Annotated in this window: 29 protein-coding genes and 3 pseudogenes; 18 read left to right on the top strand and 14 right to left on the bottom strand. The window is 71.7% G+C overall.

The genetic code is table 11. The features are described 5' to 3' along the window. Positions 1–147 precede the first annotated feature (147 nt). The 3 genes from QRX50_RS32950 to QRX50_RS32940 all read left to right on the top strand — a co-directional run bounded on the left by QRX50_RS32950 (position 148) and on the right by QRX50_RS32940 (position 2,303). Entirely contained in the window at positions 148–645 is a 498-nt protein-coding gene (locus tag QRX50_RS32950; RefSeq protein WP_285967008.1) for a pyridoxamine 5'-phosphate oxidase family protein, read from the top strand. Positions 646–741: 96 nt separating this feature from the next. Further along, a complete protein-coding gene (locus QRX50_RS32945; protein ID WP_285967007.1) occupies positions 742–1,149 on the top strand; it encodes a YciI family protein in 408 nt (135 codons plus the stop codon). Then, entirely contained in the window at positions 1,146–2,303 is a 1,158-nt protein-coding gene (locus QRX50_RS32940) for an RNA polymerase sigma factor (protein ID WP_285967006.1), read from the top strand. The genes QRX50_RS32945 and QRX50_RS32940 overlap by 4 nt, the downstream gene beginning before the upstream one ends. Here the strand turns inward: QRX50_RS32940 and QRX50_RS32935 are convergent. Next, the gene (locus tag QRX50_RS32935; RefSeq protein ID WP_285967005.1) at positions 2,281–2,460 is read right to left on the bottom strand and encodes a hypothetical protein; all 180 of its coding nucleotides are present in this window, start codon (positions 2,458–2,460) and stop codon (positions 2,281–2,283) included. The two genes, QRX50_RS32940 and QRX50_RS32935, sit on opposite strands and share 23 nt — an antisense overlap. Before the next feature lie 62 nt (positions 2,461–2,522). On the opposite strand from QRX50_RS32935, the gene QRX50_RS32930 reads away from it, so the two are divergent. The 4 genes from QRX50_RS32930 to QRX50_RS32915 are packed head-to-tail and all read left to right on the top strand — an operon-like array spanning position 2,523 to position 4,308. Next, positions 2,523–2,909, top strand: coding sequence for a VOC family protein (locus QRX50_RS32930; RefSeq protein ID WP_285967004.1), 387 nt, complete (start codon positions 2,523–2,525; stop codon positions 2,907–2,909). A 5-nt stretch (positions 2,910–2,914) separates the two neighbouring features. Continuing rightward, on the top strand, positions 2,915–3,232 hold the full coding sequence (locus QRX50_RS32925; RefSeq protein ID WP_285967003.1) for a metalloregulator ArsR/SmtB family transcription factor: 318 nt from the start codon (positions 2,915–2,917) through the stop codon (positions 3,230–3,232). Then, positions 3,229–3,681, top strand: a complete 453-nt coding sequence (locus QRX50_RS32920; protein ID WP_285967002.1) for an SRPBCC family protein — start codon at positions 3,229–3,231, stop codon at positions 3,679–3,681. The genes QRX50_RS32925 and QRX50_RS32920 overlap by 4 nt, the downstream gene beginning before the upstream one ends. A 21-nt stretch (positions 3,682–3,702) precedes the next feature. Next, positions 3,703–4,308, top strand: coding sequence for a TetR/AcrR family transcriptional regulator (locus QRX50_RS32915; protein ID WP_285967001.1), 606 nt, complete (start codon positions 3,703–3,705; stop codon positions 4,306–4,308). Here the strand turns inward: QRX50_RS32915 and QRX50_RS32910 are convergent. Then, entirely contained in the window at positions 4,276–5,094 is an 819-nt protein-coding gene (locus tag QRX50_RS32910; protein WP_285967000.1) for an SGNH/GDSL hydrolase family protein, read from the bottom strand. The genes QRX50_RS32915 and QRX50_RS32910 overlap by 33 nt on opposite strands. A 126-nt stretch (positions 5,095–5,220) precedes the next feature. Here QRX50_RS32910 and QRX50_RS32905 point away from each other — a divergent pair, with 126 nt between their 5' ends. After that, positions 5,221–6,111: a S1 family peptidase gene (locus tag QRX50_RS32905; protein ID WP_285966999.1), complete on the top strand. Its 891-nt coding sequence runs from the start codon at positions 5,221–5,223 to the stop codon at positions 6,109–6,111. A 1-nt stretch (position 6,112) separates the two neighbouring features. On the opposite strand, the gene QRX50_RS32900 is transcribed toward QRX50_RS32905, so the two are convergent. Further along, positions 6,113–6,637: a CGNR zinc finger domain-containing protein gene (locus tag QRX50_RS32900; RefSeq protein ID WP_285966998.1), complete on the bottom strand. Its 525-nt coding sequence runs from the start codon at positions 6,635–6,637 to the stop codon at positions 6,113–6,115. A gap of 25 nt (positions 6,638–6,662) precedes the next feature. On the opposite strand from QRX50_RS32900, the gene QRX50_RS32895 reads away from it, so the two are divergent. Beyond that, positions 6,663–6,848, top strand: coding sequence for a hypothetical protein (locus QRX50_RS32895; RefSeq protein WP_285966997.1), 186 nt, complete (start codon positions 6,663–6,665; stop codon positions 6,846–6,848). Here QRX50_RS32895 and QRX50_RS32890 read toward each other — a convergent pair. The 4 genes from QRX50_RS32890 to QRX50_RS32875 all read right to left on the bottom strand — a co-directional run bounded on the left by QRX50_RS32890 (position 6,826) and on the right by QRX50_RS32875 (position 10,132). Next, positions 6,826–7,629: a pentapeptide repeat-containing protein gene (locus QRX50_RS32890; protein ID WP_285966996.1), complete on the bottom strand. Its 804-nt coding sequence runs from the start codon at positions 7,627–7,629 to the stop codon at positions 6,826–6,828. The two genes, QRX50_RS32895 and QRX50_RS32890, sit on opposite strands and share 23 nt — an antisense overlap. Positions 7,630–7,654: 25 nt before the next feature. Further along, complete coding sequence (locus QRX50_RS32885; RefSeq protein WP_285966995.1) at positions 7,655–8,503, bottom strand: GNAT family N-acetyltransferase; 849 nt, start codon at positions 8,501–8,503, stop codon at positions 7,655–7,657. A 144-nt stretch (positions 8,504–8,647) separates the two neighbouring features. Continuing rightward, the gene (locus tag QRX50_RS32880; protein ID WP_285966994.1) at positions 8,648–8,788 is read right to left on the bottom strand and encodes a hypothetical protein; all 141 of its coding nucleotides are present in this window, start codon (positions 8,786–8,788) and stop codon (positions 8,648–8,650) included. A gap of 99 nt (positions 8,789–8,887) precedes the next feature. Continuing rightward, complete coding sequence (locus QRX50_RS32875) at positions 8,888–10,132, bottom strand: tyrosine-type recombinase/integrase (RefSeq protein WP_285966993.1); 1,245 nt, start codon at positions 10,130–10,132, stop codon at positions 8,888–8,890. A 148-nt stretch (positions 10,133–10,280) separates the two neighbouring features. Here QRX50_RS32875 and QRX50_RS32870 point away from each other — a divergent pair, with 148 nt between their 5' ends. Both QRX50_RS32870 and QRX50_RS32865 read left to right on the top strand, forming a co-directional pair. After that, positions 10,281–11,372, top strand: coding sequence for a coiled-coil domain-containing protein (locus tag QRX50_RS32870; protein ID WP_285966992.1), 1,092 nt, complete (start codon positions 10,281–10,283; stop codon positions 11,370–11,372). 261 nt (positions 11,373–11,633) lie between these two features. Further along, positions 11,634–13,058, top strand: coding sequence for a selenium-binding protein SBP56-related protein (locus tag QRX50_RS32865; protein WP_285966991.1), 1,425 nt, complete (start codon positions 11,634–11,636; stop codon positions 13,056–13,058). A 26-nt stretch (positions 13,059–13,084) separates the two neighbouring features. Here QRX50_RS32865 and QRX50_RS32860 read toward each other — a convergent pair whose 3' ends face one another. After that, complete coding sequence (locus tag QRX50_RS32860; RefSeq protein ID WP_285966990.1) at positions 13,085–13,834, bottom strand: hypothetical protein; 750 nt, start codon at positions 13,832–13,834, stop codon at positions 13,085–13,087. A 16-nt stretch (positions 13,835–13,850) separates the two neighbouring features. Next, the gene (locus tag QRX50_RS32855; protein ID WP_285974631.1) at positions 13,851–14,270 is read right to left on the bottom strand and encodes a TetR/AcrR family transcriptional regulator C-terminal domain-containing protein; all 420 of its coding nucleotides are present in this window, start codon (positions 14,268–14,270) and stop codon (positions 13,851–13,853) included. Positions 14,271–14,311: 41 nt separating this feature from the next. Here QRX50_RS32855 and QRX50_RS49850 point away from each other — a divergent pair. Then, positions 14,312–14,566, top strand: a pseudogene (locus QRX50_RS49850) (FAD-dependent oxidoreductase); the annotation flags it as partial. 198 nt (positions 14,567–14,764) lie between these two features. Here the strand turns inward: QRX50_RS49850 and QRX50_RS32850 are convergent. The 4 genes and pseudogenes from QRX50_RS32850 to QRX50_RS32840 all read right to left on the bottom strand — a co-directional run bounded on the left by QRX50_RS32850 (position 14,765) and on the right by QRX50_RS32840 (position 17,387). Further along, positions 14,765–15,607, bottom strand: a complete 843-nt coding sequence (locus QRX50_RS32850; RefSeq protein WP_285966989.1) for a TIGR03621 family F420-dependent LLM class oxidoreductase — start codon at positions 15,605–15,607, stop codon at positions 14,765–14,767. A 43-nt stretch (positions 15,608–15,650) separates the two neighbouring features. Further along, complete coding sequence (locus QRX50_RS32845; RefSeq protein ID WP_285966988.1) at positions 15,651–16,163, bottom strand: MarR family winged helix-turn-helix transcriptional regulator; 513 nt, start codon at positions 16,161–16,163, stop codon at positions 15,651–15,653. A gap of 400 nt (positions 16,164–16,563) precedes the next feature. Further along, a pseudogene (locus tag QRX50_RS49845) lies at positions 16,564–17,166 on the bottom strand (MFS transporter); the annotation flags it as partial. Continuing rightward, positions 17,058–17,387, bottom strand: coding sequence for an MFS transporter (locus tag QRX50_RS32840; protein ID WP_285966987.1), 330 nt, complete (start codon positions 17,385–17,387; stop codon positions 17,058–17,060). The pseudogene QRX50_RS49845 and the gene QRX50_RS32840, both read right to left, overlap by 109 nt. Before the next feature lie 104 nt (positions 17,388–17,491). Here QRX50_RS32840 and QRX50_RS32835 point away from each other — a divergent pair, with 104 nt between their 5' ends. From QRX50_RS32835 to QRX50_RS32810, 6 genes and pseudogenes are all read left to right on the top strand, one after another. Further along, the gene (locus QRX50_RS32835) at positions 17,492–17,776 is read left to right on the top strand and encodes a DUF5937 family protein (RefSeq protein WP_285966986.1); all 285 of its coding nucleotides are present in this window, start codon (positions 17,492–17,494) and stop codon (positions 17,774–17,776) included. Beyond that, positions 17,757–18,188: pseudogene (locus QRX50_RS49840) on the top strand (DUF5937 family protein); the annotation flags it as partial. The gene QRX50_RS32835 and the pseudogene QRX50_RS49840, both read left to right, overlap by 20 nt. Positions 18,189–18,256: 68 nt before the next feature. Then, complete coding sequence (locus QRX50_RS32825; protein ID WP_285966984.1) at positions 18,257–18,571, top strand: ArsR/SmtB family transcription factor; 315 nt, start codon at positions 18,257–18,259, stop codon at positions 18,569–18,571. Positions 18,572–18,699: 128 nt separating this feature from the next. Next, a complete protein-coding gene (locus QRX50_RS32820; protein WP_285966983.1) occupies positions 18,700–19,296 on the top strand; it encodes a ClpP family protease in 597 nt (198 codons plus the stop codon). Between the two features lie 174 nt (positions 19,297–19,470). Continuing rightward, positions 19,471–20,457 (top strand): M20/M25/M40 family metallo-hydrolase, encoded by a 987-nt coding sequence (locus tag QRX50_RS32815; protein WP_285966982.1) that lies wholly within the window; start codon positions 19,471–19,473, stop codon positions 20,455–20,457. Positions 20,458–20,712: 255 nt separating this feature from the next. Beyond that, positions 20,713–21,192, top strand: a complete 480-nt coding sequence (locus QRX50_RS32810; RefSeq protein ID WP_285974630.1) for an anthrone oxygenase family protein — start codon at positions 20,713–20,715, stop codon at positions 21,190–21,192. A 28-nt stretch (positions 21,193–21,220) separates the two neighbouring features. On the opposite strand, the gene QRX50_RS32805 is transcribed toward QRX50_RS32810, so the two are convergent. Beyond that, on the bottom strand, positions 21,221–21,709 hold the full coding sequence (locus QRX50_RS32805) for a GyrI-like domain-containing protein (protein WP_285966981.1): 489 nt from the start codon (positions 21,707–21,709) through the stop codon (positions 21,221–21,223). Between the last annotated feature and the right edge of the window lie 19 nt (positions 21,710–21,728).

Below are 21,728 nucleotides of genomic sequence, written 5' to 3'. Positions count from 1 at the left end.
TTTCGTCCCGTCACCCTTTGTGGTCGTATTTCGCCGAAAGCCACGGTCTGCGATTGTTCCGGAAAACTTCTCGACGGCATGTCGGGAACCTGCGAACGGCTCCGTCCCCGCAGCGAACACAGACCGAGCCGCACCGAGGAGACCCCCATGGACTGCAGCGAGATCACCGAGATCCTCAACCGCCCGCACAGCCAGGAGCTACTGGCGCGCGACCTGACCCGCCTGGCCTACGTCGCCCAGGACGGCACGCCGCGCAACGTGCCGATCGGGTTCGCCTGGAACGGCACCGAGATCGTCATGTGCACCACCAAGAACGCGCCGAAGCTCCCTTCGCTGCGCGCCAACCCGATGGTCGCGCTCACGATCGACACCGAGGTGCACCCGCCCAAGATCCTGCTCATCCGGGGCCGCGCCGAGCTCGACGTCGTCGACGGGATCCCCGAGGAGTACCTGCAGATGGATGGCTCCTACGAGATGACGGCCGAGCAGCGGGTGGAGTGGGAGGCCGAAATCCGCTCGCTCTACGACGGCATGGTCCGGATCGTCGTGACGCCGACCTGGGTGAAGCTCATCGACTTCGAGACCACCCTGCCCAGCGCTGTCGAAGAGCTGGTCAAGCAGCGCGCCGAGCGTCAGCAGGCCTGAAAGATTTCCGCCGCGGGATGTCGGGAATCCGCGAACGGCTGCGTCCCCGTACCGAACCCGGCCAGAATGGGCCGAATTACACCGAGGAGAACGACGATGGCCAAGTACCTGCTGCTCAAGCACTACCGCGGCGCGCCGGCCGCGGGCAACGACGTGCCGATGGACCAGTGGACCCCGGAGGAGGTCACGGCCCACGTGCAGTACCAGCGCGACTTCGCGGCCAAGCTCCAAAGCACCGGCGAGTTCGTGGACAGCCAGGCGCTCTCGCAGGAAGGCACGTGGGTCAGCTCCGGCGGCGAGGGCCGGCCGCCGGTCACCGACGGGCCGTTCGCGGAGACCAAGGACCTCATCGCCGGCTGGGTGATCATCGACGTCGAGTCCCACGAGCGCGCGGTCGAGCTCGCCGGCGAGCTGTCCGCGGCACCGGGTGCGGGCGGCAAGCCGGTCCAGGAGTGGCTCGAGGTGCGCCCGTTCTACGGCGAGTGCCCCGCCATCACCGAATGACGGCGCTGGTGGACGAAGCCCTGCTGCGGACCCTCACGCCGACGGTGATCGGGATCCTCGGCCGCCGCCGAGCCGATTTCGCGGCGGCCGAGGACGCGGTGCAGGAAGCCCTGGTGGAGGCCGTGCGCGTGTGGCCGGACAACCCGCCGCGCGACCCGAAGGGCTGGCTGGTCACCGTCGCCTGGCGCAAGTTCCTCGACGCCGCGCGCGCCGACTCCTCGCGCCGCAACCGCGAGCTGCGTGCGGACGAGGAGCCGGAACCGGGCCCGAGCGAGGCCGCGGACGACACGCTGCAGCTGTACTTCCTGTGCACGCACCCGTCGCTGACCCCGGCTTCGGCCGTCGCGCTCACGCTGCGCGCGGTCGGCGGGCTGACCACGCGGCAGATCGCGCAGGCCTACCTCGTGCCCGAGGCGACGATGGGCCAGCGCATCACCCGGGCCAAGAAGACTGTGGCGGGGGTGCGCCTGAACCAGGCCGGCGACGTCGGCACGGTTCTGCGGGTGCTGTACCTGGTCTTCAACGAGGGCTACTCGGGCGACGTCGACCTCGCCGCCGAGGCCATCCGGCTCACGCGCCAGCTGGCCGCCCGGATCGACCACGAGGAAGTGTCGGGCCTGCTCGCGCTCATGCTGCTCCACCACGCCCGCCGCCCGGCGCGGATCAGCCGCGACGGCCGGCTGGTCCCGCTGGCCGAGCAGGACCGCGGCCAGTGGGACACGGGCCTGATCGCCGAGGGCGTCGACATCCTGCAGGCGGCGCTGGCGCGCGACCGGCTGGGCGAGTTCCAGGCCCAGGCCGCGATCGCCGCGCTGCACGCCGACGCGCAGGCGGCCGAGGAGACCGACTGGGTCCAGATCGTCGAGTGGTACGACGAGCTGGTGCGCCTCACCGACAGCCCGGTGGCCCGGCTCAACCGGGCCGTCGCGGTCGGGGAGGCCGACGGTCCCCGCGCGGGCCTGGCCGCGCTCGCGGAGCTCGACCCCGCCCTGCCCCGCCACACCGCGGCTTCGGCGTACCTCCACGAACGCGACGGCGACCCGGCCACCGCGGCCCGGCTCTACGCCGAAGCCGCCGCGGCCGCACCCAACCTGGCCGAACGCGACCACCTCACCCGGCAGGCCGCGCGCCTCAATTCCCGGCTGCGCGAGTGAACCCGGCCGGGATCTCGTCGTAGCGCGCGGCGCTGTCCCGGGCCAGCTCGGTCGGCACGGGAGCCTCGTCGAACAGCCTGACGAACTCGCGCGCGTACCCGGTCGAGCCGGTCAGCTTCTTCTCGGCACCCTTCTCGACCACCTCGACCGAGCACACCCACCCTGGCGAAGCTCCCCGCGGGTTGACACGTAGGAATTCTCCTACCTATTGTTTCCGGCATGACCGTCTCCCGCATCCAGTTCGTCACCGTGCCGGTAGCAGACCAGGCGAAAGCCCGCGACTTCTACATCGAGAAGCTCGGGTTCGAGGTCGTCGTCGACCGCAACGGCCCGGCCGGCCGGTTCGTGATGGTGGCGCCGAAGGGCGCGCAGACCGGACTGGTGCTCGTCGACTACCCGATCTCCGGCGTCACGCTCACCGGCCCGCTGCACTTCCAGCTCGACACCACCGACCTCGACGCCGACGTGGTGACGTTGCGCGCCAACGGGATCGAGGTGCCCGAGCCACAGGCGATGCCGTGGGGACGGGCGACCTCGTTCCACGACCTCGACGGCAATGGTGTCGGCCTGCTGGAGCCCTCGGCCTTCGGCAACCGGCCGCGCTGAGCGGCGTGCCCGTCAACGACGACGTCTTCGCCGCGCTCGCCAACCCCGCGCGGCGCGAGGTGCTGCGGCTGCTGCTGGAAGGCCCGATGGCCGCCGGTGATCTGGCCGTGCGCTTCGACATGCGCCGGCCCAGCCTGTCGGAGCACCTGCGCGTGCTGCGCGAAGCCGGCCTGGTCACCGAGCAGCGCGCCGGGCGCAACCGCGTCTACTCCCTCGAAGCCGCGCCGCTGGAGGAAGTGACGACGTGGCTGCACCCGTTCGAGCAGTTCTGGCGCACCAAGCTCAGCAACCTGCGTGACCTGCTCGACGAGGAGGACCTGTGACCGAATCCGGGCCGGATCCCGAAGACCCGACGGCCGTGCACGTCGACCAGTTCCTGCCGCACCCCGCGCGCAAGGTCTGGCGCGCGCTCACCGAACCGGAGCTGCTGGAACGCTGGCTCACGATGCCCAACGACATCAAACCCGTGGTGGGACACCGGTTCGAGCTGCTGGCCCAGCCCGTGCCGGCGGCCGGGTTCGCTGGCGGGCCAGTGCAGTGCGAGGTGCTGGTGGCCGACCCCGAACGCGAGCTGAGCATCAAATGGGGTCCGAAGTGGACGGTCACGTGGCGGCTCGTGCCGGAGGGCACCGGCACTCGGCTGTTCCTCAGTCACGAGGGCTTCGACCCGGACGACGAGTTCGAGCGCGTGTCCCGCCGGATCATGGGCGGCGGCTGGCGCTCGCACGTGCCGCGAGCCCTGGAACGCGTGCTCAGCGCGCTGCCCGGCTGAACCCGGCTACGATCAGGCACCGTGACGGAGTCCAAACCGCTGCGCGCCGACGCCCGGCGCAACCGGGCCAAAGTGCTCGAAGCCGCGGAGACGGTGTTCGCGGCCAAAGGCACGGGCGCCCCGACCGAAGAGGTCGCCCGCGAGGCGGGCGTGGGCGTCGGCACGGTGTTCCGGCACTTCCCGACCAAGGAGGCACTGCTCGAAGCGGTGCTCTACGCGCGGCTGCACCGCTTCGTCGACGAGGCCGAGGCGGTCGTCGCGCAGGACTCAGCCGACCCCGGCGCCGCGTTCTTCACGTTCCTGACCAGCTGGATCGAGATGTCCAGCGCGAAGAACGCCTACTTCGAAGCCCTCAGCGCCGCCGGCGTCCACGTGCCGAAGGCCGGCTCGGACGTCGCCACCCGGTTGCTGGAGGCACTCGGGGTGCTGCTGCGGCGCGCGCAGGACGCCGACGCGGTGCGCGCCGACCTCGCTGTGGCCGAGCTGATCCCGGTGATCATCGGCACGGCCAAGGCCGCCGAGCACATCGGCGCCGACTGCGCGCTGCGCGACCGCGTGGTCGCGATCCTCTTCGACGGCCTGCGCCCGGCCCTGTCAGCTGCGCACGCGCCGCGCGTCGGTGCCTGATCCACGAGCGCCTGACTCGCGAGCGCTCGAGCCGAATGACTCCAGCATCGGGCGTTTCGGGCTCATCGTGTCGCCGGACGACTCGCCGCGCAGGCGGCGCTGCACCCACGGCCACGCGTGCTCGCGGCTCCAGCGCAGGTTCTCATCGCGGCGTTCACGGGCCGACAGGCGCGGCCGCGGGCCCAGCTCGGCCGAGGTGAGGTCGTGGGGGATCCCGAGCACACCGAGCACCGCGATCGCGATCTCGAGGTGGCCGCGGGAGTTGAGGTGCAGGCGGTCGGGTGCCCAGAGCCGCCGGTCGCGCAGCTGCCGCATCGACCACATGTCCACCAGCAGCGTGCCGTGGCGGGCGGCGATGCCGCGCACGTTCTCGTTGTAGATCGCGACGCGCCCGCGCATCTGCCGGAACAGCGCGTCCTCGACCCCGTCGACGCCGGTGAACAGCAACACCCGCGCACCGGTCCCGCGCAGCCGGGCGACGGCGAGCTCGTAGGAGTCGGTCAGCGCGTCGATGTCGACCTTCGGGCGCATCAGGTCGTTTCCGCCCGCGTAGAGCGTGACCAGGTCCGGTTCCATCGCGATCGCCGGCTCGACCTGCTCGGCGAGGACCTGGGACAGCAGCTTCCCCCGAATGGCGAGGTTGGCGTAGCGGAAGTCCGGCTCACGGCCGCCCAGCACCTCGGCGACGCGGTCGGCCCAGCCGCGCACGCCGTTCGGCGCGGCGGGATCATCGTCGCCGACACCTTCGGTGAAGGAATCGCCCAGGGATACCAAGCGGTTGGTCATAACGGGAAACCCTAATGCAGCCCGAAACGTCCCTTGATCGGCTCCGGTGTCACAGAGTGACGAGATTCGCTGAGATTTCTCCACGGATGGATGAACTTCTCGGGGTCTCCGTCCGTTGTTGCGAGTGTGAAGTCACGATCAGGTCACCGTCGCTCCCGGCACGGCGCGCTGGCACTCGCCATCGTCGCTGGTGCAGGCCTCGCCGGCGGCTACGTCACCGTCCAGAAGGGTTCGACAGCGTCCGCCGAGGGGCACGCCGACGCGGCCGAAGTCGCGCACACGCGGGCGGGCGCCGCCGGTCAGGGCTCGTCTGCCCAGCCGAACCCGGCGCCCAGCAGCACCGCGCCGGCGCTGCCGCCGAGCGTGATGCCGTTCAACGCGAAGCTCACGTCGAAAGACATCCCCGTCGAGGGCGGCGGCGTGCGCAGCGGGGGCTGCAGCGGTTCGCTGATCGCGCCGGACTGGATCATCACGGCCGGGCACTGTTTCCACGACCTCGACGGCACCCGCGCCGGCGGCGCGCCGCACTACCACATGACGGTGGCGGTCGGGAAGATCAACGACGAGGACCCGCGCGGGCACGTGGTGCAGGCCGTGGACGTGCGCCAGTCGCCGGTCAACGACCTCGCGCTGGTCAAGCTCAGCGCCCCGATCACCGACATCGCGCCGCTGACGCTGCCGACCGGTCCGCCGAAGGTCGGCGAGGACGTCGACTTCGTGGGCTGGGGTTCGCTCTCGGCCACCGTCGTCGCACCGGCCGACCACATGAAACGCGGCCACTTCGAGGTCAGCGAGATCCGCCACACCGAGCTCGACATGAGCCCCCGGGAGGCGCGCACCGTCGAGAACAGCCCGTGTCACGACGATTCGGGCTCACCGTTTTTCATCCCCGAGGGCGACCAGAAGGGCCGGCTCGTGGCGGTCGAGGACAACGGTCCGGACTGTCCCCAGCCCGGCGTGGAGACCACCGCGCGCGTGGACACGATCCTCGACTGGATCCACGAGCAGATGAGCTGAGTCAGGCGCTGAGCTGCCGGGCCCGGTGATCGGCGACGTTGACCCGCGTGCCGCACCGCGTCGAGCAGAAGCGGCGACGGCCGTTGCGCGAGGTGTCCACGAACGCGATCCCGCACCCTTCCCGCGCGCACAGGCCGAAGCGGTCGGGTGCTTCGCACACGAGGTGGGCGAGCCCGCCGGCCGAGTGCGCCTGCACGCGTTCCACCGCGCCCGCGTCTTCACTCGCGTAGTGCAGGTGCGGCGGTTTGCCGTCGTGGCCGGAGATGTGCGGGCGCACAGCCGCGGTGGCGAGCAGCCGGTTCACCAGCTCCACCTGGTCGCCGTTGCCGGCCGCGAAGACTTCACGCAGCCGCCGGCCCCAGCCGAGGATCCGGGCGCCTTCGTCGTCGGTGAGCCCGGTCAGTGTCATGCCGTGGGCGCGGCAGGTGTCCAGCACGTCGTCCGCCGAGACACTGTCGTCCTGGACCAGCGTGGCCAGCGCCGCGGCCACCTGAGCGCCGGAGCCGCCGTAAGGGTTGAAGTGCACTGACTCATTACAGCACGATCGGGGTATGGATGAGAACCGTTGCCCGCGTTGTGGCTGGCCGCTGGCCGAACTGCCCCCGTCCGCCGTCGTGCCCGCCTCGCGCGGCAGCCGGGCCGACTACGTCCGCTGCCTGTGCGGCAGCTGGGTCGCGCGGCTCGATGGCGTGGTGGTCGGCTCGACACGGCCGGCTACCAGTGGGCGGGCCGGCTGAGGCGCTCGGCGAGTCGGGTCGTGGCGTCGCCGCGGGCGGCGTTGACCTGCGACTGCGTGAGGAACAGGCACGCGGTGAGGTCCGCGCCGCGGACGTCGGCATCGCGCAGGTCCGCCCCGATCAGGTCGGCCTGGCGCAGATCGGCGCGGCGCAGGTCCGCCGCGATGAGGTAGGCGCCGCGCAGGTTCGCGCCCCGCAGGTCCGCGTTCGCGAGCTTGGCGCCCATGAGATCGGCGCCGCGGCGGTCCTTCTTCTTGCCCCGCACCCCGGCGCGCACGAGCCGGCTCGTGGCCTGCAGCAGCACGTCCACGCGGGTGCGCTGCTCGGCGACGTCCACTGTGAGCAGGGTGTCCGGATCGGTCAGCGTCAGCTGTCCGGTCTCGGCGAGCGCGGTGTCAAGGTCGGCGTGCAGCTCTTGCGTGACGTCGAGCGACCGGGCTTCGGTGAGGTACCAGAGCAGCTCGTGCAGCTGCCGCATCACGGGCAGTGCGGCGAACATCTGCTTCGCGCCACCCGGTTCGCTGCGCCAGTCGCGCCCGGCGAAGGTGATCTGCGAGATCTTCTGCCCGGCGCCGAAGCAGTCGTAGACGGTGCAGCCGGAGAACCCCTTGTCGCGCAAGCGGTCGTGGATGCCACAGCCGAACTCCGGCTCGAGGTTCGGGCACGGGTCCCCGGCCGCCTTGTCCATCGCGAAGTCCGCGGAACGAGTGAAGGTGAGGGCGACGCAGCACAGCCCGAAGCAGCTGCCGCAGTCGGCGGTGAGCGAATCGTGGTGGGGCAAGTGTTCTCCTGGCCGGCGGGGTTCCTCACCAGCGTATCGGCGCCGCACTTCCCGCTCGCCGCGGCGGCGAGGTGGTGTAGAGCCATTTGTGCCAGGGATCGGCGTCGGGGTCCGCGCCGGAGCGGACCACCGCCGCCATCATCGGGTGGTTGTCCACATCGACCAGGGACAGCACCTCCGCGAAGCCGCGCACGCGGGCGGCGCGGTAAGCCGCCAGCAGGAGTTGGTCCACGTAGCGGTGACCACGCTGCTCCGGCAGGACACCGATGAGCACGATCGTGCCCGCCCCTGGATCACCGTCCCGTTGGGCCAGGCCCACGAACCCGACCGGGACACCCCCGGTCGTCTCGGCGTACAGCCACGACTGGGCGTCCGCGGCGGAAGCGCTGTGATCCAGGAACGTGGTGGCCCACTGCTGGGGCTGGTGCCGGCCGAACACCAGGGCGTCGGTCCGGTCCAGGGTCTGGGCCACACACCGCCCGATCACGGATACGAACGCCTCCCGCCCGATCCTCGACATCGGCTCCAGTCGCAGTCCGACGGGCTCGAACAGCGCTTGGCCGGTATCGGCCCACCGGAAGCCCTCCTTCTCCTGGAACACCTCGAACCCGCACGCCTGCGCAACGTCACGGCGAGCGGCGTGGTCGGAGCTCACCGCAGCGTTGACCGGCAGGTAGACCGAGACTCCCCGCGGGGCCGAGTCCACCGCCGCGGTCACCGCGGCCCGCGCGGCACCCAACCCGCCCTCTGCCCAGGACAGCCGAGCCACCGCGTACTCGAGGGGCTCGCGCTCGAAGATCTCCGCCCGCCCCAACACCGCCGACGCCTGTTCCACACCGTCGCGCTCCACCACAAAACGCGCGATCGGCCTCAACGTCGATCCCGGACTGACCCGCGAGGGATCAAGTGCGACCCGGCGAACCTCGCTCACTGGACAACCCCCGTCTCCTGATACGCCGGCCAGAACTATCCACGATTCGGCGGCCGCCCCTGCCGTCAGGGCGCCCGGCCGGCCGGTTTATCCGGGGAAGTAGGCGGCGACCATGTCGAGGGCCGGTTCGACCAGGCGGGCGTTGCGGCCCGCCGCGGCCGCCGCGTGCAGCTCCTGGCGGCCGACGGCAGTGGCGAACGCCCGCGTGGTCAGCTCCTGCACAGCCAAGCTGGGGCAATACGCCCACGCCGACGGCTCGAAACCCGGCGCCGCCGGGAGAACAGCGGCTGGGACAGGGCCGGGTGGTCGCAGCGCCCCGGCCGCACGTCAGTCAGCGCTGGTGTCGTCGGGGAACCAGCTGGCGGCGACGAGGTCGACGGCACTGCGTTCCGGGGCGCGGGCGGCGTGGTCGTAGGTCTGCTGGGTGGTGTCGATGCTGCTGTGGCCGACGTCGGCCTGGACGTGAACCAGCTGGGCGCCCGCTTCGACGGCGGTGGTGACGTAGAAGTGGCGCAGCGCGTGCGGGTGCATGGCGCCGGCGATGGGTTCGAGGTCGGTGCCGCCCGTGGCGGTGATGCGGCGGAGCAGCTGCCAGATTGCCTGGCGTTGGTAGCGGTTGCCGGTGCGGGTCTGCAGCAAGGGCGACGGCGGGGCGTGGCGCGCCTGGGTGCGGCGTTCGACCGTGGTGTCGCGTGAAGCCGCTGCGGTGTCGCGGGCGGAGAGGTAGCTCATGAGCGCGTTCTCCGCCGGGACGCTGAGGTAGACCACGCGCGTCTTGCCACCCTTGCCGAGCACGCGCAGTGCGCGGCGGCCTCGGGTGACGTGCAGGTCGGAGCGGTCCAGCCCGCACAGTTCGCTCACGCGCAGCCCGAGCGTGAACAGCGCCACCACGGCCACCGCGCGCGCCGTGTCCAGCGGGCCGGCCCCGCGCCGGGGTGTGCCGGCGGCGGTGTAGAGGGCGCGGACCTGGCGCGTGGTGAGCGTGACGGTGCCGGACGTGCTGCTCGCGGCTGTGGCGAGGCCGAGCCGGCGGCGGTTGAGCGCGGCGGGATTTCCGGTGACGAGGCCGGTGTCTGCGAGGTAGCCGTAGAGCGCCTTGACGGTGGCGAGCATCCGGTCACGCGTCGCGGGGGCGGCGTCGGCGGTGGCGAGGGTGTCGAGCCAGCTCTTGACGTCGGCCGAGGTGGCGCCCATCGGGTCGAGGCCGCGGGTGGCGCACCAGCGGAACCAGTGGTGCGCGCGCAGGCGGCCGCGGGGTGCGGGCGGGGGAGCGGTGACCGACGCGGGGCTCGGGGTGAGCCGGAGTGCGTCGGCGTAGTGGAGGACGGCGGTTCGCCAGGCGTCGAGGTGCCGTCCCGGTTCGGCCCACTCGGCGAGGTCGGCCGCGGTGACAGGGAGGCCGAGTCCTTCAGCGTAGGTGCGGCGGGTGGCCTGGTTGCCGTAGCCGGCGAGCCACTCCGCGATCGCGTCGAGCAGCGCGGCGGGGTCTTCGACGCCCGGCCAGACGTCGTGGGCGGGCGGGAGGGGGTACCCAGTTTTCGAGCCGGTTTCGAGGCTCACGATCTCACTCACAGCTGCTGGTTCCGTCACTCTCCGTCGACCGATCATCGTCTCGAGCAGCTTAGCAACAAAAGCTCTGTTCTGTAGCTGACCTAGATATTGAGTTAGATAACTACAACATCAGTTATGGGTTAGATAACTCATCGGATAGGCTTCAGTGGTGACTGAAGGAGCTGCAATCGAGGACCGGACGACCGCGCTGTGCGGGTTCCGGCAGTGCCGGGCACCGTTGCCGCCGCCGGGACCGCGCGGGGGCCGGCCGTTCGAGTTCTGCCCGGACCGCCGCTGGCCCGGGGATCGCACGTGCAAGCAGCTCGCCGCCGCCGATCAGGCGCTGCGGGAAGCGCTGGGCGACTCGGTCTCACACGCCGGCCTGACGGACGCGGCCGCGGAGTTCGTCCGCGCCGCAACGGAACTGGGCGGGCCGCTGCAGACGCTGCGCAACGCCCTCGACAGCGTCGCCGCCCGCGCACAGGACGAGGTGACCTCCGCTCTCACCCGCGCCGAAAGCGCCGAAGCCCGCGCCACCGAAGCCGACGGCCTGCGCCAAGCCGCCGACGCCCGCGCGCTGGAAGCCGAACAAACCACCGCCGCCGCTCAGGCCCACGCCCAGGAACAGGCCGACCTGGCGAAAGCCGCCCAGGAAACGGCCGCGGCAGCGGTGAAGGCCCGCAAGACGGCCGAGCTCGACCAGGCCCGCGCGGAAGCCGCCGCCACCGCCGCGGCCGAACGCGCCGACCAGGCCACCACCGACACCCGTACTGAACGCATCCGCGCCGACGCCATGGCTGCGGAGCTCGCTCAACGCTCCGAGCAGCTCGCCGTCCGCACCACCGAACGCGACGCCGCGCTCACCGGCCTGGCTCAGGCCCGCGCACGCGAAGAGGAGGTCCGGCGGGACCTCACCGGCCGGCTGGACCAGGCCACCGAGGCGCTCACCACCACCCGGGCCACCGTCGGGGACCTGGAGCAACGTGTGGACGCTGCCCATCAGCGCCAGCGCACGGAATCGGCCGCGTCGGCCGAAACCCTCGCCGAGGAACGCCGCCGGTCGGCCGTCCTGGCCAGCCGGCTGGACGCGGCTCAGGAGCAGCTGACCCGGGCCGCGGAGCACCACGCCGGCCTGCGGTCCCGGCTCGAACGCGTGCACCGGCTCGCGCTGGCGACTCCCACCGAGAACACCGACCTGCGCGCGGATCTGCTCGCGGAACTACTCGATCTGCCCGGAGAAACCCCTCAACCGCGACCGTGAAGTTTCACCCACGCGCTGCTCGCCCACGGTGGGGTTCCGGTGTGCCGGCGTGGTGGCTGACGGCGTTGGACAGCCGGTTTCCCTTGAGCGGCCAAGGGAAAACGCGAGCCGCACGCCAGTCCCGCACCGCGGAAGCAGCCGCCCGGAAGACCCGGCGAAGTCCTCGCCGAGGTCTCCTGACGTGCGCGTTCGTGCCTTGCGGCCGCGACGACGCGCGCGGGACATTGGCCGCGGGGAATCGGACACGGCAGGGAGAACGTGATGACCGGACCGTCAGCACAGTCACAGACCGATCCGACCTTCTACCGCAGCCCCGGTGACGCGATCGCGGCGCCGCCGGAGAAGCTCGCGTATGTCGTGGCGTTCGACCGGACGGCCGCCAAACCGGATGCCCTGGCGACGGTCGATGTGGATCCCGACTCGGGTACCTACGGCAGCGTCGTCGGCTGGTCGGAGCTGCCGACCACCGGCGACGAGCTGCACCACTTCGGGTGGAACGCGTGCAGCAGCGCGTTCGCGCACACCGGACACGACACCGATGGCCTGCGCCGCCGGTTCCTGCTGCTGCCCGGGCTGCGTTCCTCGAACATCCACGTGTTCGACACCGAGCCCGACCCGCGGCAACCCGTGCTGCACAAGACGGTGACCGCGGCGGAGCTGGCCGAGAAGGCCGGGTACTCCCGTCCGCACACCTCCCACTGCGGGCCCGACGGGGTGTACCTGTCGTGCCTCGGCGCTGGGGAAGGCTCGGGCGGCCCGGGCGGCATCGCGCTGCTCGACCACGACACGTTCGACGTGGTCCGCGCGTGGGAGACCGATCGGGGGCCGCAGTACCTGGCCTACGACGCGTGGTGGCACCTCAACCGCAACACCCTGATCACAAGCGAGTGGGGCACGCCCTCGATGATCGAGGACGGGCTCAATCCCGAGCTGCTGCTGGCCCAGAAGTACGGGCACGCGCTGCACTTCTGGGACCTGGCCGAGGGCCGGCACCGCCAGCGCGTCGACCTCGGCGAGCAGTACCAGATCGTGCTCGAGCTGCGCCCGTCACACGATCCCGAGGCCACGTGGGGGTTCGCCGGCGTGGCGGTGTCCACTGAGGACCTGTCGGCATCGGTGTGGCGCTGGCACCTCGAGGGCGACACCTGGGTGGTGGACAAGGTGATCACCGTGCCCGCCGAGCCTGCGGATGCCGCGGACCTGCCGCCGGCGCTGCGGCCGTTCGGCGCCGTACCGCCGCTGATCTCCGACATCGGCCTCAGCGTGGACGATCAGTTCCTGTACGTGTCGTGCTGGGGCACCGGCGAGCTCAAGCAGTTCGACGTCAGCGACCCCGCTCGGCCCCGTGAAACCGGCTCGGTGCGCCTCGGTGGCATCACCGGGCGGGTTCCGCATCCGGCCGCGCCGTCGCTGCGGCTGGGGGGCGGTCCGCAAATGGTCGAGGTCAGCCGCGACGGTCGCCGGATCTACGTGACCAACTCGCTCTACGGCTCCTGGGACGACCAGTTCTACCCCGACGGCGTCGGGGCCTGGATGGCGAAGCTCGAGACCGATCCGGCCGCCGGCGGGGGCCTGCGCGTCGATGGGAAGTGCTTCCTGCACGGTGACGACTTCCGGGGCCTGCGCCCGCACCAGGTCCGGTTGTCGGGCGGCGACGCCTCGTCGGACTCGTACTGTTTCCGCTGACCGGAGCCCGCGACCGCCCGGCTTGGTCAGCCGGCGGTTTCCGTGAAGGGGGCGTTGCAGAGACTGCAGGTGATCGGCCCCAGCTCGAGGATCGACCGGGCCGCGCGGATGCGGCGCGGCTTGTCGCAGCTGCACACCGCGGCCACGTAGTTCGGCCCACCGCGGTGAGCACCGCGGCCGTCCACCGGTGCGATCACGACCGGTGCCGGGGTCGGCACGACGACATCGGGCTGGTCGGGATCCGTGGGCAGTGGCTCCGGAGCGTGAGCTCGGACCGCGACCTCCTGCTCCGTGTGCCGCCACACCGTCAGCGCCCGTTCGAGAACGCGCAGCGAATCCGCGTAAGCGGCGATCGTCGCGGGCAAGGCGGTGGTGGCCGACCAGCCGATCCGGTCCGCCTGCTCGGCCCGCACACCCAGCTCGTGGGCGAGCGCCGCGAACCGCTTGTTGTGGTAGCGCCCGTCGCTCACGTCCACGATGTCCCGGGTCGCGGCCAGGCCGTGCGCGGCTTCGTGCAACGTGGTGGCCAGGATGTCCGCGGCGGGGCGGCGCAGGCCTTCCGCACCGAGGAAGAACTCGGCGCGCGGATCCTCGCCGGGGCCGACGTGCCAGCGGGAGCGGGCGAAGTGACCGTGGATCTCGGTGGTGGTGCCCATCGTGCCGGACGCCAGGACGAGGATGGCTTCGGGCACGTCGGGGTGGCGGCGGCGGATTTCCACCCACAGCTGTTCCATCGCGTGCATGACGCGGGTCGTCGGGCCGAGCTCGGGGGTCACGCCGCGATCTTGCCGCTTAAGCGGTAATCGGGCCACCGAGGCCGTCGAGGACGCGGGCGAGACCGGCGTCGAACGCGGTGTCCGGGTCGGGGTGGGAGCCGAGGTCGACCGCGCGGGCGAGGGTGGGGTAGCGGCCGGTGGCCAGCATGCGCCGCAGGTAGGGGGCGGACGCGCGTTGCCACTGCGCTTCGTCCTGACCGGACTCGCGTTCGCGGCGCAGCTCGGTGATCTCGCTGCGCACGGCGCCGGTCACATAGGAGTGCACGGCGTGTACCGCGACGAGCGCGTCGTCGATGTCGCCTTCGTCCGCGGCGGCGAGCGACGCTTCGAGGTAGGCCAGCGCGTTCGGGCCGAGCCCCGAGCGGCCGCCGAGCAGGTCGGCGAACCATTCGTGCCGGTGTGCCGCCGTGCGGACCGCGTGGGCGAGTGCCCGCAGGCCCGCGCGACGGCCGGTGCTGGGCTCGGGTGCACCTGACGATGCGCGGAGCCGAGGACTGGTTCACGACCTCAGGCGTCGCGTTCGACGCCCCGGCGACGGCCAGGAAACAGCTGCAGGACCTCTACGCGGGCTGGGCCCCGGAGTTCCTGGAGCTGGTCGCCGCGGCTGAAGGCCCGATCACGCGGCTGCCGATCGCGGCGCTGCCCGCGGGCCTGAGGTGGAATCCGGTCCCGGGCTTGACACTGCTGGGCGACGCGGCGCACCTGATGCCGCCGTTTGCCGGTGCGGCCGCGAACCTGGCGATGCTCGACGGCGCCCGGCTCGCCTTGGCGCTCGCGTCGGGACAAGACGTGCGCGGTTTCGAGGAGGAGATGTTCGCCCGCGCCGCCGAGGAGGCGCGGGACTCTGCGGCGAACCTGGAGAAGTTCCTGTCGCCGCGCGGCGCCCAGGGGGTGCTGGAGCTGATGCGGTCCCTGGGCGCCGTGGACGTGTCAGCTCAGGTGCTTGATGACCTCGGCGAACGCGGCGAGGTGCGGTTCGAGCACGCTGATGTAGGTGGTGCCGAAGGTTTCGCGGTAGCGCTCGAGCCGCTCGGCGATCTCGCGCGGCGAGCCGGTGAGCACGCCGGGCAGCTGGGCGAGCTGCTCGTCGGGCAGGCCGCTGGCCTGGCGGGTGATGCCGAGGTCGAGCTCCTCGACGCTGTCGCCGACGGCCGCGACGAACAGGTTCAGCTCGATGTCGCCGAAGCGGTCGCCCGCGGCGTCACGCAGCACCTGCACGCGGTGGGCGAACGCGTCTTCCGGAGCGGTGCCGGGGGTGACGCCGGCCATGATCGAGAAGCTGAAGATGTCGGCTTCGCGGCCGCCGAGCGCCACCATGCGGTCGCCCGAGCCGGACAGCATGATCGGCGGCACGGGCGCACCCGTTTCTGCGGCGAGCAGTTCGCGCGTGGCCTTGAGCGTGGACTCCAGCTTGCGGATGCGCTCGCCGCCGGAGCCCATCGGTACGCCGGCGGCCTCGAACTCGTTCGGCATGTAGCCGGTGCCGAGGCCGAGCTCGAGCCGCCCGTCGGTGAGGCGCTGCACGTCGGCGACGTCGCGCGCGAGGTAGGCGGGGCTGAGGACACCGGCGTTGAGCACGTAGGTGCCCAGGCGGATGCTCGTGACATCGGCTGCCGCGACCAGCGCGGGGAACGGCGAGGCCAGGCCGAGGTGGTCGGGAACCTGGAGCACGTCGTAGCCGCGGTCCTGCACCTCACGGGCTCGGGCCCGCCAGTCCGTGCGGGAGCCGACGTTGAGCAGGGAGACCCCGAAGCGGAAGGGCTGGTTGGTCATGGGGGCGGATCCTTCGCATGCGGCGGCTCACACGTACGCCACGCTAGTCCCGTTCAACGCCATGATCGAGATCACGAGATTCCGGGGCCTTACCGGTGACGCGGGGCTCTCGCACGTGGTCGAGGACGCGCCCGAGCTGGTGGACGAACTGCTCGCGCTCGGTCGCGGGCAGGGGCGCGGTGAGCTCGTCCTGCACGTCGTCGAGGGTCCGGGTCATCGCGGCGAGGTGGGTACGCCCTTCGCCGGTGAGCGTGACGACGTTGCGGCGCCGGTCGGCCGGGTCGGGCGCGCGCAGCACCCGGCCGGCGACCTCGAGCTCGCCGACGGCTTCGACGACGTAGCTGCGGTCGATGCGGCAGCGCCGTCCGAGCGTGGCCTGGCTCGCGGGGCCGAACTCGTCGAGCGCGGCGAGCAGCGCGTAGTGGTAGCGGCGGTACCCGGCGGCGTCGAACGCCTCGCCCACCAGCCGCGTGACCTGCGTGGCGAGCTGGGTGACGAGCCAGCTGGGCCGGCTGCGCAACAGGGTGGGGACACGGTCGTCCGCCGGAGTGTCCATGGTGGAAGCGTAACAAGGATCGTTGGTTGCACCCACGATCATCTGGTGCCGCCGAGCTCACGAGTCCGTGTCCGTGATCCTTATCGGTGGCAACGCCGGAAGCGGAGAGGAGCGTCGCAGCGGGAGGCTGCTCCAGAGGGCGCCCGAGCCGTGGGAGGCGAGGGCGGTGATGACCGCCGGGGGAGACGGCGAGGCCGAAGCCCGTGGAGAGCTGGAAGCGGGCGAGGGCGCGGCCGAGGACGGGGCCGGGGTGAGGGCGGCGACGAGCGCGGTCGCGCTGCCGGCGTAGATGATCTCGCCGAGCGTGCAGACCACGGACACCGTGGCCGCCAGAAACCCAGAGGTAGGACGCGGCGAGTACCACGCCGGCGAGAGCGAGCACGGTCCGCCGGGAGAAGCGGGACAGCAGGACGGTGAGCGGAACCTGGAGGGTGACCACCAGCACGGTGTTGGCCACGAAGATGGCCGCCGACCAAACCGGGGATGCGTGCAGCTGTGTCACCAGGACCAGGGGAAGCGCGATTTCGGGGACGTTGAGGCAGAAGACGTAGACCACGTTGGCGGCGAGCAGCACGCGCATCCGAGGCCCGGGCCGCTCGGCCCGGGCCTCGGTCGGGGTGGCGGCCGGCTGCGCGCGGACGTGGACCGACCAGGCCAAGGCCGCCGCGGCGAAATAGGCGAGCCCGGTGACGGCTGCCAGCGCCTGCAACGCGGTGGTGCCGCCCGTCAGGCATGCGGTGGCGAGAAGTGCGCCCGCGCCCTCGCCGGCGTTGCGCAGCGCGCGGCCGCCCGCGAGCGCCGCGTCCCGCTCCCGGCCGTGGGAGACCGTGGCCACGAGGGCGGCGTGGGCGGCCGGCCAGGCCTGGTCGCCGATGCCGAGGAAGAGCGCCGCCGTCACGAACAGCCAGACCCCGCGGGGGCGGCCAGCAGCAGCGCCACTCCCAGCACTCGCACCAGCATCGACGCCGCCACGACTGTGCTGCGCGCGCCCCGGTCCAGCCATCGGCCGACGGCGGGCAGGTACACCAGACCCGCGACGGCGCCGACCGTCATGGCGATGCCGGTGACCGGCGGGGAGAGCCGAAGCACCGTCACGCCGTAGAGCAGCAGAAAGGGCCGCAGCAAGCCGGTGCCGAGCGCGTCCACGGCCAGGGCGACCGCGCAGCGCGGACCTCCGGAGGCACGGACGAGGGAGCCCGGCTGGATCTTGGTGGTGGTAACCATGGCACCACCGGTGCGTTCGGCCATCGGGATCGCCGCGTCGGTTGACGGACACCGTCAACCGACGCGGTCGCCGGCCGTCCGACCAGTGAGAATGAGGGGATACGTTGAGGATCGGCATCGGCGCCCTGCCGTCCGGGCGACTGCGGTTCGCTGCCTCCCCGCTCGCCGAGCTGACCGCGATGCTGCACGTGCTGGCCGAACCCGGGCATCACCCGCAGCTCGCCGGCTGGGCGGGCGACGTCTGGGCCGGGCTGCGGCCGGAGCTGGCCGAGCGGCTCAGGGCGGCGGAGTTCCTCTGGGCGTTCCTCACGGGCCGACTTCCTGGTCCCCGCGCGGCCGCGGCCGACCCTCGCCGAGGAGCTGGACGAGGTGGACCGGATCGAGGATGAAACCTATGTGACCGCCGCGCTCGTCACCACGTGCGGCAGCAACCGGGTCCATTTCTCCGCGCCGTCACCGCTCGCCGACGCGACGGCGCGCGAGCGGGCGCTGGAGCTGGCCCAGGCCCGCGGCGCGCTCCAAGAGGCCTTCGCGGAACGCCTGCTCGCGGACCCCGCAGCCGTGCGGGCGCGGGTGCGCCACACCCGCGAACAGTGCGCCGAGGCCTTCTTCGACGCCGCCTGGAGAGACGTCGCCGGGCAACTCGCCACCGACCTGCGCCTGAAGAGCGACCTGTTGAAGCGCCAGGGCCTCGGGGCGGCACTCGCGTCGGTCTCCAGCGCCGTCACCCTGGCCCCGGACGGCAGCTGCATCATCGTGGACAAACTGCAGGACAACGCGACCGCTGCCCGCGACACCGGGATCACCTTCCTCCCCAGCGTCTTCGGCCGGCCGCACCTGGTGGCGGTCCACGCGCCGGGTGGCAGCCGGTGGTGCAATACCTCGTCGCCGAGGCGAAGTCAGCGGAGCCGGTCTCGCCGGCAACGGTCACGCTGCGGCTCGAAGCACTCGCGCATCCGGTGCGGCTGCGGTTGCTGCGCACCCTGGCCCGTGGCCCGCACACCACCGGCGAACTGGCCCACGCCTGGGAACTTTCACCCCCCGAGGTTTCCCGCCACCTCGCCGTCCTGCGCCGCGCGGGCCTGCTCACGACCCGCAGGCACGGTCGTTACGTCCGCTACACCCTCAACCTGCCCGACCTGAGGACGCTGGGGGCCGACCTACTGGCGGCCGTGCTGCGCTGAGCGGCTTCGGGCCGGGGTGATCGCCGGGAGCGAACCGCGCACGCCGTGAGCGAACGGCGCCCCCACGACCTCGCCCGCGCTCCTACGTTCGGTGCGGACAGGATCTCGCGCCGAGTGAGGAGAAGACGATGACGCTGACGGTGGTTCCCGCGATGCACGCGGCGGGGCAGCAGGCGAACGAGTCGGTGTACGAGCAGTTGCTGCGCGACCGGATCGTGTTCCTGGGCACGGAGGTGACCGACGAGGTGGCGAACCGGATCACGGCGCAGCTGTTGCTGCTCGCCGCGGACGACTCCGAAAAGGACATCACCTTCTACCTCAACTCGCCAGGGGGTTCGGTCACGGCGGGGATGGCGATCTACGACACGATGCAGCTGGTGAAGCCGGACGTGGCCACGTGGGGGCTGGGATTCGTGGCGTCGATGGGGCAGTTCCTGCTCTCGTCGGGCACGCCGGGCAAGCGGCACCTGCTGCCGAACACGCGGATCGTGATGCACCAGCCGTCGGCGGGGATCTCGGGGGCGGCGACGGACATCGCGATCCAGGCCGAGGTGTTCGGGAAGATGAAGCGGCGGATCGCGGAGCTGACCGCGGCCCAGACGGGGCAGCCGGTGGAGCGCATCACCGCCGACGCCGACCGCGACCGGTGGTTCGACGCCGAGGAAGCGCTGGCCTACGGGTTCGTGGACCACATCGTGGGCGCGGAGCGGGTCGCCACCGCCTGAGCGGTGTGGACCGCCGCCGGTATCACCCTTGCCGTGTGGTGTCACGCCCCGGGCGCGCGGTGACGATGGTGACCGGAGCGGGCACGGGCCCGTCCGGTCGCCTTGTGGCACGGCTCGGGGAGGAGCACCTTGGTGATGCGGTCGTCGAAACGAGTCTCGTGTCGTAGACGGTTCGTGCTCGCGCTGATCGCGGGCGTGGTCGTCGCGGGCTGTTCGGCCCCGGCGGGGAAGCCGGCGAGCGTCCCGGCGACCGACGGTCCGGTGGCCCAGCAGCTGAAGGATTCGGTGAGTGACGCCGGAGCGGTCGTCCACCTCCAGGCGTTGCAGCGGATCGCCGACGAGAACGGCGGCAACCGGGCGTCGCCGGGCCCGGGTTACGACGCGAGCGTCGACTACGTGGCCGGTGTCCTGCGTGCTGCCGGTTACCAGGTGGCCACTCCCTTTTACGAGGGGTCCGGGCGGGGCACGATGCGCAACGTCATTGCCCAGACCCGCACCGGCAGCCCCGACCATGTGGTGATGGTCGGGGCTCATCTGGATTCGGTGCAGGACGGTCCGGGCATCGTCGACAACGGTTCCGGCGTCGCGGCGCTGCTGGAGATCGCCAAGCGCCTGGGTCCTTCGGCGGCGTTGCGCAACACGGTCCGGTTCGCGTTCTTCGGCTCCGAAGAGGACGGTTCCCAAGGCTCGAAGGCTTACGTGAACGGGCTTTCCACCGAGGGCCTCGGCAAGATCATGCTCTACCTCAACGTGGACATGATCGCTTCGCCGAACGGCGGTTACTTCGCACAGGGCGGGGTGGGTGACGACCCGTCCGCGTCGGGCCCGCCCGGTTCGGCCACCGTCGCCGGGGTCCTCGCCGGCCAGCTTCAGCAGACGGGGGTGGAGCCGGAGCTCATCGAGTTCGTCGGCGACGACGAATCGGCGTTCGTCGAAGCCGGCATCCCGTCGGGTGGCGCGGAAAACGGTGACCGCAAACGGAAGTCCGATGCGCAGGCCCAGGGTTGGGGCGGGTCGGCCGACGAGCGGTACGACCCGTGCTACCACCAGAGCTGCGATCGCCTCGACAACGTCAACCGGGTGGTGCTCAGCCATTACCTCGACGCGATCGCCGGGACCGTCGCCCACTTCGCGACGGCGGAGACCCCGAATCTCCGGTGACGCGGCCGGGGTCGTCGACCACGGGTGCGCTCGACGGCCCCGTGCTGAAACCGGCCGGCCCGCGGCTGGTGACCTTCGGCGACGTGGCCTGGGAAATCTCCACCTCGATCGGGCGTGATGTCCGCTATCGTCCGGTTTCGGCGGACGATAGCGGGTGGCTCGCGTCCGATCGAGGCGCGTGAAGTACGCGCGCTCGACGGCGGCGACGGGTGGCTGGGCGCGGTGGACCGCGCCGGCGGGGGAAGGGAGCACGTGATGTTCACGGTGTCCGGAGTGGTGCTGGTGGTCGCGATCGTCGCGGCGGGATTGATCGCGGGGTTGTTCTACTCCTACGCGGTGTCGGTGATGCCGGGCCTGGCGCGCGCGGACGACCACACGTTCGTGACGGCGATGCGCGAGATCAACATCGCGATCGTCAACGGCTGGTTCCTGCTCACGTTCCTCGGCGCGCCCCTGCTGGCGGCGGCCGCAGTGGTGCTGGACCTGGTGGCCGGAGGGCGCGGGGCGCTGCCGTGGCTGATCGCCGGGTTCGTGCTGCTGCTGGCGATGATCGTGATCACGGCCGTGAAGAACATTCCGATGAACAACGCGCTGGACCGTGGCACCTCGGCGCTCGCCGAGCTGCGGGCGCGGTTCGAGACGAGCTGGGTGCGGTGGAACCTGGTGCGCGCCTTCGTCTCGGCGGCCGGGTTTGCGTGCCTGCTCGGGGGGTGGCTGGCGCGCGGGACCGGCTGACGCGCTGCCCAAACCGGTCCCGCGCTGGTCAGTCGGCGAGGCGGAAGTACAGGTCGGTCTCCCACTTCGTGGCGTCGGGTTCCACGCGCGGGTCGGTGCGGTAGACCTCGAGGCGCCCGGTCCAGTGCTCGCCGTCGGCGCCCTGGGTGCGGTCCCAGCGCACGCCTTCGGCCGTACCCCAGCCGAGGACTTCGGCGGTGGCGGCGGCGAGTCCGTCGGGCGCGCCGTGGTGGGTGGCCATCACGTACTTCCCGCCGGGCACGACGTCGTTGAGGTACTCCTCGCCCAGCTCGACCGGCGCGGCGACCGGCACGCCGGCTTCCACTGTCAGGCTGGCCATGTCCGGCCCGAGCACGAGGTAGCGGAAGAACGGCGCGCCCGCCGGCGCGACCCCGCGTTCGGCGAGGGCACCGACGATGGCGGCGATGCGGTGCGCGACCTCGCGCAGCCCGTCGAAGCCGACAGTCGCGCGGTAGCCGACGTAGGGCTGGTCTTCGCGCTCCACAAGGGACGGCATGGGGTTCTCCTCGTGTCCG

Source organism: Amycolatopsis sp. 2-15, from assembly GCF_030285625.1.
GTDB classification, from domain to species: Bacteria; Actinomycetota; Actinomycetes; order Mycobacteriales; family Pseudonocardiaceae; genus Amycolatopsis; species Amycolatopsis carbonis.
Note: the sequence above shows the minus strand (reverse complement) of the source record. Positions and strands in the feature narration are given on the sequence as shown.